14 protein-coding genes are annotated in these 13,092 nt (G+C 41.5%); 13 read left to right on the top strand and 1 reads right to left on the bottom strand.

Translation table 11 applies throughout. The features are described 5' to 3' along the window. Positions 1 to 11: 11 nt before the first annotated feature. From ACSSWA_RS01710 to ACSSWA_RS01650, 13 genes are all read left to right on the top strand, one after another. Positions 12 to 1,652: an NAD+ synthase gene (locus tag ACSSWA_RS01710; protein ID WP_437354863.1), complete on the top strand. Its 1,641-nt coding sequence runs from the start codon at positions 12 to 14 to the stop codon at positions 1,650 to 1,652. 52 nt (positions 1,653 to 1,704) lie between these two features. Beyond that, a complete protein-coding gene (locus ACSSWA_RS01705; protein WP_437354862.1) occupies positions 1,705 to 3,456 on the top strand; it encodes a protein-disulfide reductase DsbD family protein in 1,752 nt (583 codons plus the stop codon). An 83-nt stretch (positions 3,457 to 3,539) separates the two neighbouring features. Further along, the gene (locus ACSSWA_RS01700) at positions 3,540 to 5,381 is read left to right on the top strand and encodes a 2-oxoacid:acceptor oxidoreductase subunit alpha (protein ID WP_437354861.1); all 1,842 of its coding nucleotides are present in this window, start codon (positions 3,540 to 3,542) and stop codon (positions 5,379 to 5,381) included. After that, positions 5,371 to 6,399, top strand: a complete 1,029-nt coding sequence (locus ACSSWA_RS01695; RefSeq protein ID WP_437354860.1) for a 2-oxoacid:ferredoxin oxidoreductase subunit beta — start codon at positions 5,371 to 5,373, stop codon at positions 6,397 to 6,399. Before ACSSWA_RS01700 ends, ACSSWA_RS01695 begins: the two co-directional genes overlap by 11 nt. An 87-nt stretch (positions 6,400 to 6,486) precedes the next feature. After that, a complete protein-coding gene (locus ACSSWA_RS01690; protein ID WP_437354859.1) occupies positions 6,487 to 7,473 on the top strand; it encodes a DHH family phosphoesterase in 987 nt (328 codons plus the stop codon). Next, the gene (locus ACSSWA_RS01685) at positions 7,474 to 8,985 is read left to right on the top strand and encodes a leucyl aminopeptidase (protein ID WP_437354858.1); all 1,512 of its coding nucleotides are present in this window, start codon (positions 7,474 to 7,476) and stop codon (positions 8,983 to 8,985) included. Positions 8,986 to 9,026: 41 nt separating this feature from the next. Next, entirely contained in the window at positions 9,027 to 9,224 is a 198-nt protein-coding gene (locus ACSSWA_RS01680) for a dodecin family protein (protein ID WP_437354857.1), read from the top strand. An 18-nt stretch (positions 9,225 to 9,242) separates the two neighbouring features. After that, positions 9,243 to 9,725 carry a redoxin domain-containing protein gene (locus tag ACSSWA_RS01675; protein ID WP_437354856.1) on the top strand — a complete coding sequence of 161 codons (483 nt, stop codon included), beginning with the start codon at positions 9,243 to 9,245 and terminating at the stop codon, positions 9,723 to 9,725. 12 nt (positions 9,726 to 9,737) lie between these two features. After that, complete coding sequence (gene bcp / locus ACSSWA_RS01670; RefSeq protein ID WP_437354855.1) at positions 9,738 to 10,205, top strand: thioredoxin-dependent thiol peroxidase; 468 nt, start codon at positions 9,738 to 9,740, stop codon at positions 10,203 to 10,205. Further along, positions 10,202 to 10,609, top strand: a complete 408-nt coding sequence (locus ACSSWA_RS01665; protein WP_437354854.1) for a 6-carboxytetrahydropterin synthase — start codon at positions 10,202 to 10,204, stop codon at positions 10,607 to 10,609. Before bcp ends, ACSSWA_RS01665 begins: the two co-directional genes overlap by 4 nt. Positions 10,610 to 10,611: 2 nt before the next feature. Continuing rightward, positions 10,612 to 11,178 (top strand): GTP cyclohydrolase I FolE, encoded by a 567-nt coding sequence (gene folE / locus ACSSWA_RS01660; protein WP_437354853.1) that lies wholly within the window; start codon positions 10,612 to 10,614, stop codon positions 11,176 to 11,178. After that, the gene (locus tag ACSSWA_RS01655; protein ID WP_437354852.1) at positions 11,178 to 11,882 is read left to right on the top strand and encodes an SDR family oxidoreductase; all 705 of its coding nucleotides are present in this window, start codon (positions 11,178 to 11,180) and stop codon (positions 11,880 to 11,882) included. The genes folE and ACSSWA_RS01655 overlap by 1 nt, the downstream gene beginning before the upstream one ends. After that, the gene (locus ACSSWA_RS01650) at positions 11,879 to 12,589 is read left to right on the top strand and encodes an SDR family oxidoreductase (protein ID WP_437354851.1); all 711 of its coding nucleotides are present in this window, start codon (positions 11,879 to 11,881) and stop codon (positions 12,587 to 12,589) included. Before ACSSWA_RS01655 ends, ACSSWA_RS01650 begins: the two co-directional genes overlap by 4 nt. 40 nt (positions 12,590 to 12,629) lie before the next feature. On the opposite strand, the gene ACSSWA_RS01645 is transcribed toward ACSSWA_RS01650, so the two are convergent. After that, positions 12,630 to 13,088: a Spy/CpxP family protein refolding chaperone gene (locus ACSSWA_RS01645; RefSeq protein ID WP_437354850.1), complete on the bottom strand. Its 459-nt coding sequence runs from the start codon at positions 13,086 to 13,088 to the stop codon at positions 12,630 to 12,632. Positions 13,089 to 13,092 lie beyond the last annotated feature (4 nt).

Below are 13,092 nucleotides of genomic sequence, written 5' to 3'. Positions count from 1 at the left end.
AAGATGACATTATGAAAATTGCTGTTTTTCAGGCTAATCCGATTATAGGAGATTTAGAGGGCAATAAAGAAAAAATAATCAGAGGGTATAAAAAAGCAAAAGAAGACGGCGCCGACCTTGTAATTTTCCCCGAGCTGTTTCTTCCCGGCTATCCGCCGCTCGACCTTGTCGAAAAAGAAGAATTTCGAAAAGCCGTATCGCAATGCGCTAATGATATAGCAGATAAAACAGAAGATGCAGGATTGATTTTCGGCTCTATAACGGAAGATTATCAGGAAGTTGTGGGCACGGGAGTTTATAATTCCGCATTGCTTTGTTACGACGGTAAAATTCAGTTCGTCCAGAGTAAATCGTTAATTCCCAATTACGACGTCTTCGACGAAGTAAGGTATTTTGAACCTGCAAAAAAAATTCAGGTGCATCATTTCAAAGGAGAGATACTCGGCATTTCGGTATGCGAGGATATCTGGAACGACGCCGACTATTGGAAAAAAAGAAGGTACGAAATCGATCCGGTTCAGCGACAGGTCGATTTGGGAGCGAGTCTGCTTATTAATATCTCCGCAAGTCCGTATTCTTACGGTAAAAGAAAACAAAGATACGATATGTTAAACCTGCTGACTAAGAACGACAGAATTCCATTGGTTTATGTATGTTGCGTAGGGGCTCAGACCGACTTGATTTTCGACGGGGCAAGCATGTGTTTCGACGATAAAGGTCGATTATGCATGATGGGAAAAGCTTATGAAGAAGATTATTTTATTTACGACACATCGGCAAATTACGAAGAGGTTGTCAATATTGAATCTTCATTTGAAAAAGAAGCGCTCGATGCCCTTGTTATGGGATTGCGAGACTACGGAAGAAAAACCGGTTTTCGTAAAGCGCTGGTCGGATTAAGCGGAGGAATCGACTCGGCAATGGTAACGTTTATTGCCGTTCAGGCTTTCGGAAAAGAAAATGTTCACGTTGTGCTTATGCCGTCGCAATATTCGAGTCGCGGAAGTATTGACGATTCTTTGAAACTAATCGAAAATTTGGGCATCTCACACAATATAATTTCGATTCAGCCTGTGTACGATAAAATTCTGGAAATGCTCGATGTTGTGTTTAAAGGAAAACCTCGCGACGTTACGGAGGAAAATATACAGGCGAGAATCAGAGGCGTCTATTTAATGGCGGTCGCAAATAAATTCGGATATCTGCTATGCACTACGGGAAACAAATCCGAATTGGCTGTGGGATATTCAACTCTTTACGGCGATATGTGCGGAGCTCTCGAAGTGATAGGAGACGTTTATAAAACTCAGGTGTATAAACTTGCAAAATATATTAACAGAAACGGGGAAATTATTCCCGAAGAAATTATTACAAAAGCCCCTTCAGCCGAACTAAGACCCGATCAAAAAGACCAGGATACTTTGCCTCCTTATGAAATTCTTGACCGAATATTGCAATTGTATCTTGAAGAGCAAAAAGAAATTAATGAAATCAACGAAGAAATTAACGATTACGATACGGTCTATAAAGTATTGAGAATGGTCGACTTGAATGAATTTAAACGCAAACAAGCTCCTCCCGTTTTAAGGATATCTACAAAAGCTTTCGGATACGGAAGACGTTATCCTATAGTTCAGGGGTGGAGAAAATAATTTATGAACTAATTAAATATGTCATGTCGTTTAAAATAAAAATGGTATCTCTATGAAATTCAAATTGTTTACACTTCTGTTTATTCCTTTCTTTGTTTTCGCACAGTTCGGTTTGCAAAAAAATATTTTGAAGATGGAACTGGTCGAAGGGCAGGATGTCGCCAGTCCGAATTCCAATTATAAATTTGCCGTTAAACTGAATATTTCAGAAGAATGGCATATTAACTCCAATAACCCGAATGAAGATTTTCTCATACCAACACGAATTTTAAGCGAAGACCCGAGATTTCAGTTTGCAAAAATTGTTTATCCGGAAGCAAAGGAATTGAAATTCGAATTTTCCGATAAACCGGTATCGGTGTTCGACGGAACAATTTATATCGGCGCTCTTCTCAGAATTGACGCCGCTCTTGAAGAAGGCGACTACAGAATTCCAATTAAAATTACATACCAGGCTTGCAATAATCAAAGTTGTCTTCCGCCCTCAAGCCTTACCGATACTTTGCTTGTAAAAGTTGTAAAAGAAAATGCTCCGGCTGCCGAATTGAATTCGGAAATATTCAAAAACATCGATTTCGGAAAGACGAGTATTGAAGAAAATAATGACAATACTATAGCTTCTACATTGGAATCGAGCGGATTGCTGCTTAGCCTTTTGTTTGTCTTCCTGGGAGGACTGGCTCTTAACCTTACGCCGTGCGTTTATCCATTGATACCGATCACCGTCGGCTATTTCGGCGGACAGAGCGAAGGCAGAACGGGAAGACTTTTCTTATTGGGTTCTCTTTACGTGCTTGGTATGGCGCTGACTTATTCTGTTATAGGCGTGGTAACCGCGCTCAGCGGAGCGGTCTTCGGTAGTCTTTTACAAAATACAATTGTGATTATTGTTATAGCGCTCTTGTTTGTAATCTTGTCGTTGAGTCAGTTCGGCGTTTATGAATTTAAATTGCCCGACTCATGGGTCATGAAAGCGGGCGGAGCCAAGTCGGGATATTTCGGAGCGTTTTTTATGGGCTTAACTATGGGTATTGTAGCGGCTCCGTGTATCGGGCCTTTTGTGCTGGGATTGGTTACTTACGTCGCGGCTAAAGGCGATCCTGTCTACGGTTTCTGGCTCTTTTTTGTTATGGCTCTGGGGCTCGGATTGCCGTATCTTTTCCTGGCTCTCTTTTCCGGCAAAATAAAAAGTTTACCGCGCGCGGGAGACTGGATGGAAGGTGTTAAACATGTTTTCGGATTTTTACTGCTTGGCATGGCCGTCTATTTTGTAGCTCCATTGTTTCCAAAAGAAATCAATTTGTACTTCCTCCCGGTTTTCGGTATTGTTGCTGCATTAATTTTATTGGTATTCGACAAAACGGCGAACAACATTAAAGGCTTTAGAATTTTCAAAACTATCTTTTCGATTGTCGTGCTGGCTTTATCAGTCTATTCATTGCTGCCTGCCGACAAACCGGAATTGCCGTGGGAAAAATTCTCCGAAGAAAAATATCAGGCTTCTCTCGACAACGGCGAAAAGATGATAATCGATTTTTATGCAGACTGGTGCATCCCCTGTAAAGAACTCGAGGCAATAACATTTGCCGATGCCAAAGTTGCCGAGAAGATGAAAGAATTCAAATTGTTCAAAGTAGATATGACGCAAACCATTTCGGAAGAGACCGAAAAACTTAGGAATAAATTTAATATTGTCGGTATGCCTACGGTTTTGATAATCGACTCAAGCGGCAGGGAAGTAAAGAGATTGACAGGTTTTGTTCAACCGGAAGAATTTTTTGAAATAATTAATGCCGTAGAGTGAATTTCGGCATTTAATTTTGAAAATAGTTTTCATATTTTAATAAACGACAATAAGACAAATTAACTTATTTAAGAGAAAAACAAATGGCAAAAGCAAGTAAAATAGTTGAAGATGTAACAGTTCGATTTGCCGGCGACTCCGGCGACGGTATGCAGTTAACCGGAACACAATTCACGGAAACTACCGCAATTGTAGGTAACGATTTAAGCACGCTGCCCGACTTCCCTGCAGAAATCCGCGCCCCTGCAGGTTCTTTATCCGGTGTGAGCGGATTTCAACTCCATTTCAGCAGCAGCGATATTCAAACTCCGGGCGACTCGCCAGATGTTCTTGTGGCAATGAATCCGGCTGCACTCAAAGTTAATCTCCCCGATCTGAAACCCGGCGGCACTATTATTGTCAATACGGATTCTTTCGACGACAAGAACTTACGTCTTGCAAAGTATAATTCCAATCCGTTAGAAGACGGTTCGCTCAGTAACTACAATGTGATCCCGATCCCGCTTACGCAGATGACGATGGAAACGCTGAAAGATATGGAGCTGTCCGTCAAGGATAAAGAAAAGTGCAAAAATTTCTTCGCCCTCGGGTTGATGTATTGGATGTACAACAGACCTATCGACGTTACACTCAAATGGCTCGAGACGAAGTTCAAGAATAAGCCCGAAATAATGGAAGCCAACAAAAAAGCTTTGATGGCAGGGTATAATTTTGGCGAGACAACAGAAATATTTACAACGAGATTCGAAGTTAAAGCGGCTGAACTGCCCAAAGGAAAGTATCGTAATATTTCAGGTAATGAAGCAACGGCGCTCGGTTTTGTAACGGCTTCTTTGAAAAGCGGTTTGAAATTATTCCTGGGTTCGTACCCGATAACTCCCGCTTCCGAAATATTGCATGAACTGAGTAAATATAAAGATTTTGATGTCGTAACGTTTCAGGCTGAGGACGAAATAGCAGGTATCAGTTCTGCCATCGGCGCGTCGTTTGCCGGAGCCTTAGCAATAACCACAACTTCAGGTCCCGGTTTCTCGTTGAAAAGCGAAGCGTTGGGTCTGGCGGTTATAACAGAATTACCGCTTGTTGTCGTCGACGTCCAACGAGGCGGTCCGAGTACAGGCTTGCCCACTAAAACGGAGCAGGCGGATCTATTGCAAGCGTTTTTCGGCAGACACGGCGAAGCTCCGCTTGCTATAATTGCCGCAAAAAGCCCTGCAGATTGTTTCTATGCGGCAATCGAAGCCTCGAGGATAGCTACCAAATATATGACCCCCGTTGTGCTCTTAACCGACGGATATCTTGCAATGGGCTCCGAGCCGCTCAGAATTCCTAAATTTGAAGAACTACCGGAGATCAATGTGAAATTCCGTACCGACCCGGAAGGTTTTTATCCTTATTTGAGAGACGAAAAATTAAGCCGGCCCTGGGCAATACCCGGCACGCCGGGATTGGAGCATCGCATCGGCGGTCTGGAAAAACAAAATATCTACGGATCGATTAGTTACGACCCTGATAATCACGAAGAGATGGTAAAAATTAGAAAACAAAAAATCGACAATATTGCCAATGATATTCCGGAACTCAAAGTAGACGGCAATGACACTGACGATTTATTGATACTCAGCTGGGGAAGCACGTACGGAGCTATTAAGGAAGCTATACGTAACACCCGTAAACAAGGATACAAAGTGGCTCATGCTCATTTGACATATCTCAATCCTTTCCCGCGTAATATAAAAGACGTGCTCGATAAATACGAAAAGGTTCTAATTCCTGAACTCAACACTGGTCAGCTGGCATTGCTTATAAAAGGAAGATTCTTGAAAGACGTTATCCAATTGAACAAGGTTAAAGGGCGTCCTTTCAAAGTAGCCGAAATTGAAAATAAAATTTACGAAGTACTCGGAGGTACTAATGGAAACTAAGAATTTGGAGACTAAATATACTGCGAAAGATTTTTCATCCGACGTTGACGTTAAATGGTGTCCGGGATGCGGCGATTATTCGATTCTAGCTCAGGTGCAAAGAACCTCGCCCGATTTCGGCGAACTAAAAGAGAATATCGTTTGGGTCTCGGGTATCGGCTGCTCGAGCAGATTCCCTTATTATATGAATACCTACGGCTTCCATGGTATCCATGGGAGAGCCGCAGCTATTGCAACGGGAGTTAAACTGGCTAATCCGAAATTACAGGTATGGGTTGCCACTGGCGACGGCGATTCTTTGAGCATAGGCGGCAATCACTTTATTCACGCATGCAGAAAAAACATGGATATTAAAATTGTTCTGTTCAATAATAAAATCTACGGATTGACAAAAGGACAATATTCTCCAACCTCCGAAAAAGGCAAGATTACCAAATCTTCGCCATACGGAACTGTAGATTTTCCGTTTAATGCCATCAAACTTGCCGATGCTGCAGGCGCGTCGTTCATTGCCAGAACCATCGACAGAGAACCAAAGCATATGCAGGAAATGTTGAAAAGAGCGGCGGCTCATAAAGGTCTCGCATTTATTGAAGTATATCAGAATTGTCCAATATTTAACGACGGAGCCTACGCTCCTCTGACAGATAAAACTTCAAAGGAAGATTATGTAATTTATCTGGAACACGGCCAGCCCCTTGTCTTTGGCAAGAATAAAGACAAAGGGATTAAGCTGGACGGATTAAAGCCTGTAATTATCGACTTGAATGACGGCAAGCATTCTATAGATGATTGCTGGGTTCACGATGAATTCGACACCGATCCAACGCGAGGATTTATTTTGGCCAGATTTATTGACATGGATGATATGCCTACGCCCGTTGGTATTTTCAGACAAATAGAAAAACCTTCTTATGACGAAGAATATTGGAAACAGGTCGAATACGTTAAATCCAAAAAGGGAGCGGGCGATTACAACAAACTTATGTTTAGCGTAAATACATGGGATGTTGAGTAATTAATAATCCGCAGGGCTGCGTACTATGCAGCCCTTTTTTTATTTCCCGCCATTTCAATATTTTTAATTCTTAAAAGAAAATCTGCTATGAATTATTATACCGAACTGAAAAATATTCTGGATTCTCACGAATCTTTTACTATTACTTCGCACGTCAATCCCGATGCGGATGCGATTTGTTCGGAGATTGCGTGCTTTCTGCTTCTGGAAAGAATGAATAAAAAAGTAAAAATTATTAACCACAGCCCGACGCCCGACAATCTGAAATTTCTTGATCAAAACGATTATGTGGAATTATATGAGCCCGGTAAACATGACGACTACATAATGAATTCAGAAGTAATTTTGTTCCTCGACTTGAACGGTATCGGCAGAACCAAAAGCATGGAAAATATATTGCGAAAATCGGGAGCCAAAAAGATATGCATTGATCATCATCAGGAACCGGAAAATTGCTTCGATTTGATGCTGGTAGAAACCGATGCGGCAGCTACAGGAGAAATTTTGTACGATTTTATAAAATCGACTAATATTACGGAAATCGACTACCAGATTGCTCTCCAGCTGTACAGCGCTATTATGACCGACACCGGATCGTTCCGTTACGAAAGGACTTCGCCGAAGATTCATGCAATCGCCGGAGAACTTCTTGAAAAGGGGGTCAATCCGACCGACGTTTACGATAAAATTTACAATCAGACCGATCTTAACAATTTGAGATTGCTCGGGAAAGCGATAAGCGGCATTAATACTGCTTTGAACGGCAGACTTGCTTACATGGTTATCACGCAGGCTGACCTTCGTCAATATGGCGCCAAGGAGAGCGACGTCGACGGGTTCGTTACGCATTGCATGGCGGTTAAAAATGTAGTAGTAGGATTGTTGTTCCTTGAATTGGAAGACGGTATAAAAATTAGTTTCCGATCGAAAGGAAATATCAAAGTAAATAAATTGGCGGCTGAATTCGGCGGAGGAGGACATATTAACGCATCCGGCGCCAGGCTTTACGATAAGGACATCGATACATTAGTTTACAACGTTATCCGGCAAGCGCAAAAATATATAGGAGATTAAATGTTATTCAGACTAAAAATCAACGCAAAAAACGATGAAATAAAATTCGGCAAAAACGCTCTTCTTCTGAAATTCTTTGTCGATACGCCCAAAATTGAGAAGCAACTAAATAGTTTTCTTGAGCTTTTGAATTTGGATATTCATCCTCTTTATAAGAGTAAATTTCTTGACAAAGAAGAAAACGAAATTACTTTTCATTCGACAGACGGAGAACCCGCCGCGGTAATTCTTAAAAAGATAAAAATCGACAAAAAATTTAATTCGGATTATTTCCGCGATTATCTTGCGGGATTAATGACTAAATTGAAAAATGAGCCGGCGGATTCAATGACAGTGGTTGTCCCGCCCTTCAAAGATTTCGAAAAATATTTTGTCGGCGAAAAAGAATTTCTCCGTTCAATCGTCGAAGGCTTGCAGCTGGGCAATTATTCTTTCGACAACTATAAATCAACGGCTAAAAAAGCTAAACCGTTCGAAGTTAATCTTCACTATTCCGATCAATCGCTGCTTAAACGCGTTGTTACGGATACAAATAATATAATGAACGCGGTTTATCTTGCGCGTGATTTGGCTAATGAACCTGCCATCAAATTAACTCCGATGGAATTAGCGTCTCGTACGAAAAGAGAACTCGCTTTGCCGGGAGTAAAAGTAACAATATGGAATAAGAAAGAATTAGAAAAAAGAAAGATGAATGCAATCCTGGCAGTCGGAGGAGCGAGCGACAATCCCCCTTGCATGATTATTATCCGTTATAAACCGTCAAAAACCGTTAAGAAAAAAATTGCTCTTGTCGGCAAAGGAGTTACATACGATTCGGGAGGCTTGTCGATAAAACCGACTTCCGTTATGCTCGAAATGAAAGCCGACATGGCTGGAGGAGCGGCTGTTATCGGCGCAATAAAAGCTGCTGCGTTATTAAAATTGCCCGTAGAGTTAATCGGGGTTGTGCCTGCCGTGGAAAATATGATCGGCGGAAAATCATATAAACCGGGCGACGTAATTATTTCCGCTTCGGGCAAAACTATCGAAGTTAAAGACACGGACGCCGAAGGCAGAATCATACTTGCCGACGCGCTCCATTATGCATCCAAACAAAAGCCGCATCAGATTATTGACTTTGCAACTTTGACAGGCGCCTGCGTTGTGGCCTTGGGAGAAATTGCCGCCGGATTATTTACTGAAAACGACGAGCTGGCGAAAGGACTCCTCCAGGCCTCGAAAAGCGCTTACGAAAGACTCTGGCAATTGCCGTTCTGGGAAGATTACGAAAAAATGATCGAAAGCGATATTGCGGACGTTGCAAATCTGGGCCCCCGCTGGGGAGGAGCAATTACAGCCGGCAAATTTTTGCAATACTTTGTTGACCCCGAAATACCGTGGGCTCATATCGATATTGCGGGTCCGGCGCTTAAACATAAATCGCGCTCGTATACCGAAAAATATAATACCGGTTTCGGCGTGAGGTTGATAATTGATTATTTATTATATACAATTAATAACGGCAAATAATTTTTTTAAAATTGAACTTAAAATAAAGAGAGGGAGTTTATATGAGTAAATCATTCGAAGTTATAGAAAGAGTCGGAATTTCTACCGAAAGCATTTCCGACGCTATCAAAAGCGTTCTTAAAGAAGCTAACGAAGAAAAACCCGTTGCATGGTTCGAAGTCGTCGAACAACGCGGAAGATTGACTTCCGACGGCAGCGTGGAATTTCAGGTCAAAATTAAAATAGGTCGTAAACTATAAAAAGAAAGGAATAAAAAAATGGCATTGAAAATTGGAGACAAAGCGCCCGATTTTGCATTGAAAAATGCAGACGGCACTACATACAAATTGTCTGATTATCAAGAAAAGAAAAACGTAGTTCTTCTCTTTTTCCCGGCAGTCGGAACATCCGTCTGCGAAAAAGAACTCTGTTCAACGCGCGACAGTATGAAAGATTACGAAAGTCTCGACGCACAGGTCTTCGCAATAAGCGTGGACGGTCCCTTTGCTCAAAAACTTTGGGCTGACAAACATCAGTTCAATTTCCCGCTTCTCAGCGATTTCAACAAAGAAGTATCGCAACTCTACGACGCGTATTATGACGTGTGGTTGCCGGGCAAATTCGACCTGAAAGGCGTCTCGAAAAGAGCTGCCTTTGTAATCGATAAGAATGGCGTAGTTCAGTACGCTGAAGTGCTCGAAAATGCAGGCGACGAGCCTGATTATAACGCAATTAAAGAAGCATTGAATAAACTTTCGTAAAGGGTCGCTGTTATGTTAGAAGAAGGTAAAAAAGCTCCGGCTTTTACATTGCCCGATCAGAACGGCAATAAGGTGTCTTTGAAAGATTTCAAAGGAAAAAAAGTAGTCCTTTACTTTTATCCGAAAGACAATACAAGCGGCTGTACTAAAGAAGCTTGCGATTTCAGGGATACGTTTCCCAACTTCAAAAAAGTAAACGCCGTTATTATCGGTATCAGTCCCGACTCCGTGGAATCTCACAGGAAATTTGCGGATAAATACGAACTCCCGTTTACGCTTTTAAGCGACGAAAAAAAGGAAGTCCTGGAAAAGTACGGTGTCTGGAAAGAAAAATCGATGTACGGCAGGAAATATATGGGAGTCGAGAGAACAACCGTAATAATCGACGAAAACGGGAAAATTCTCAAAATATTCCCTAAAGTAAAAGTAAAAGGGCATTCTGAAGAAGTACTCAAAGCAATTCAAGAATCCGGAAAATGATATACATTACAAGAAGGGAAGTCTTTTCGGCTTCCCATCGAATTTATAATCCGCAGTTGAGCGACGAAGAAAATTTCAGCCTTTACGGAAAATGCAGCAACCCGAACGGGCACGGGCACAATTATACTCTCGAAGTTACAATCGCAGGCGAAGTCAATCCGGAAACCGGGTATCTGATAGATCTGAAGAAATTGAAATCGATTATTCGTGAAAATGTAATCGATAAACTCGACCACAAAAATCTTAATCTGGACGTCGATTTTTTGAAGGATAAAATTCCTACATCCGAAAATATAGCGCTCGGAATCTGGAATCAGCTGGCCGATAAAATTCCCAACGGTAAACTCTACTCGATTAAGCTTTACGAAACGGAAAATAACTACATTGAATACAGAGGAGAATAGAGTTGGATAGAAAAGCAGTTGAAAATGCGGTACTTACGATACTTAACGAAATAGGCGAAGACCCTTCGCGCGAAGGACTTAAACGCACGCCTCATCGCGTAGCCAAAGCGTATGAGTTTCTTACTCAGGGCTATAATAAAAAAATCGAAGACATCTTAAACGGAGCCATTTTCGAAGAAAAATACGACGAAATGGTGATAGTGAAAGACATCGATTTTTACAGCATGTGCGAGCATCATATGCTCCCGTTTTACGGTAAAGTTCACATCGCATACATACCGAACGGCAAAATTGTAGGACTAAGCAAGCTGCCGAGAATTGTTGACGCCTATGCCAGAAGGCTTCAGGTGCAGGAAAGAATGACTCAGCAGATTGCGGATACTATCGAAGAATATCTTAGTCCCGCGGGCGTGGCGGTTGTAATCGAAGCTTACCATATGTGCATGATGATGCGCGGAGTTGAAAAACAAAATTCAATAACAACCACAAGCGCCATGCACGGCGTATTTTCCGAAGACACGCGCACCCGATCCGAATTTCTTAATCTGATCGCTCAAAAGAGGATATAATGAAAGAACTAAAAGAAGCCGTCTGGATTACAGGAGCAAGTTCCGGCATTGGAAAAGAATTGGCGCTCGAATTTGCCAATAAAAATCATACTGTTGTTGCCACTGCCAGAAGACTCAACCTGCTTGAAGCTCTTGAAAAAGAAAATTCTCTTATAAAGCCTTCTAAATTGGACGTATCCGACTTTGCCGAAGTGGACAAATTCTATAAAGAGTTTTCCTCCAAATATAAATTTAACGTATTGATAAACAACGCCGGTCTTACGTCGTTTGAAAAAGCCGAAAACGACTCGATCGAAACTATAAAAAAAATAATAGAAGTAAATCTGCTCGGCTCTATTTACACGATTAAATCGGTACTGCCCGACATGATTGAAAGAAAAGAAGGAACGATTATCAATATTCTTTCTGTCGTAACAAAAAAGATTTTCAAAAACAGCAGCGCATATTCGGCCTCGAAGACCGGATTGTATGCGTACCTTAATGTTTTGCGCGAAGAAGTAAGAAAATACAACATACGGATTATTAATGTAATCCCGGGAGCTACGAAAACGCCGATATGGGACAGTGCAATACTCGAAAAGTATTCACACAGAATGATGCCTCCAAAAGAAATTGCGAGTCTTGTTTACGACCTCGCTATAATTAAAAGCAACATTGTTACCGAAGAAATAGTATTAAGACCAAAAGAAGGCGATCTTGAATGAAAGATAAAGTGACGATAATAACGGGCGCTTCCCGCGGAATAGGAAGAGCGATAGCTGTCAGACTGGCTGAATACGGCGGGAATCTGATATTAATCGGAAGGGACAAAAGCAAACTCGACGAAACTGCAAATTTTGTGACCGAAAAAGGAGGGAAGCCGTCAGTTTATGCGGGCGACGTTTCGAATAAAAATTTTATTGACGACACCGTCAAAGACGTTTTGAATAAATTCGGAAGAGTCGACCATTTAATCAACAATGCGGGCGTGGCAATATTTAAGAAATTCGTCGACGTTACCATCGAAGAATTTATGGCTCAGATGAATGTAAATATGTACGCTGTTTTTAATTTTACAAAAGCCGTTGTTCCGTATATGGTTCAGAATAAGAGCGGAACAATAATCAATATCTCTTCGTTGGCAGGCAAAAATCCTTTTGTCTACGGAACCACCTACGCCGCAACAAAACATGCGTTGATGGGCTTTACAAAGTCCTTAATGCTCGAATTGCGGGAACATAATATTCGAGTAGCGGCTGTATGTCCCGGCTCTGTTCAAACGGATATGATAATCGACACGCCCGTGGCGCCTAAAGAAATTTCTAAAGTTTTAAAACCAGAAGACGTAGCTGAAACGGTGGCGGTAATTATCAATCTGCCCCAGAATGCCCTCGTTAGCGAAATAGAAATTCGTCCTACAAATCCGAAATAAAAAAGGCGCCCTTTTTCAAGGACGCCTCGGAGGCTATCGATTATCTCCGCCATCTTTTAAAGCGGGGTTGACCGTCGCAGCAATTATTGTTAAATCTTTTGCCGAAACCGAAATTTTCGTTTCTGTATTTTGCCCATAATTCTTTCTGATTGTCGTCGAGAAGATTATAAACGGCAAGCCAGTGTTTCGCAGTTTCGGTTCTTATTGTTGAACGTATATTATTGCATTTTTCTACAAGCTGCATATATTGTTCTTCGTCGATCTTGCTCTGGGATTTCAATTTTCTCATTTCAAGACGGTTCTTTTGAAGTTCTGCTTTCAGGTCGATTAGTTTTTCTTTTAATTCGTATCTTAAATCGTCGATACGATTTTGCTGTTCTTCGGATAAATTCAATTTATCGCAAAGAAGCATGCGACCTTTTCCGTCAAATGGCTGAGACCATGTTAGAGCCGGAACTGCGAGCATTAGTACGAGCGCGAGTGAAATTAATTTTTTCATTTTG

The organism is Melioribacter sp. Ez-97, assembly GCF_051488665.1.
GTDB lineage: Bacteria > Bacteroidota > Ignavibacteria > Ignavibacteriales > Melioribacteraceae > Melioribacter.
Note: the sequence above shows the minus strand (reverse complement) of the source record. Positions and strands in the feature narration are given on the sequence as shown.

Bases quoted from the DNA above. Each gene is read 5' to 3' on its own strand.
- ACSSWA_RS01710 (WP_437354863.1), top strand. From the start codon at position 12: ATGAAAATTGCTGTTTTTCAGGCTAATCCGATTATAGGAGATTTAGAG.
- ACSSWA_RS01705 (WP_437354862.1), top strand. From the start codon at position 1,705: ATGAAATTCAAATTGTTTACACTTCTGTTTATTCCTTTCTTTGTTTTC.
- ACSSWA_RS01700 (WP_437354861.1), top strand. From the start codon at position 3,540: ATGGCAAAAGCAAGTAAAATAGTTGAAGATGTAACAGTTCGATTTGCC.
- ACSSWA_RS01695 (WP_437354860.1), top strand. From the start codon at position 5,371: ATGGAAACTAAGAATTTGGAGACTAAATATACTGCGAAAGATTTTTCA.
- ACSSWA_RS01690 (WP_437354859.1), top strand. From the start codon at position 6,487: ATGAATTATTATACCGAACTGAAAAATATTCTGGATTCTCACGAATCT.
- ACSSWA_RS01685 (WP_437354858.1), top strand. From the start codon at position 7,474: ATGTTATTCAGACTAAAAATCAACGCAAAAAACGATGAAATAAAATTC.
- ACSSWA_RS01680 (WP_437354857.1), top strand. From the start codon at position 9,027: ATGAGTAAATCATTCGAAGTTATAGAAAGAGTCGGAATTTCTACCGAA.
- ACSSWA_RS01675 (WP_437354856.1), top strand. From the start codon at position 9,243: ATGGCATTGAAAATTGGAGACAAAGCGCCCGATTTTGCATTGAAAAAT.
- bcp (WP_437354855.1), top strand. From the start codon at position 9,738: ATGTTAGAAGAAGGTAAAAAAGCTCCGGCTTTTACATTGCCCGATCAG.
- ACSSWA_RS01665 (WP_437354854.1), top strand. From the start codon at position 10,202: ATGATATACATTACAAGAAGGGAAGTCTTTTCGGCTTCCCATCGAATT.
- ACSSWA_RS01655 (WP_437354852.1), top strand. From the start codon at position 11,178: ATGAAAGAACTAAAAGAAGCCGTCTGGATTACAGGAGCAAGTTCCGGC.
- ACSSWA_RS01650 (WP_437354851.1), top strand. From the start codon at position 11,879: ATGAAAGATAAAGTGACGATAATAACGGGCGCTTCCCGCGGAATAGGA.
- ACSSWA_RS01645 (WP_437354850.1), bottom strand. From the start codon at position 13,088: ATGAAAAAATTAATTTCACTCGCGCTCGTACTAATGCTCGCAGTTCCG.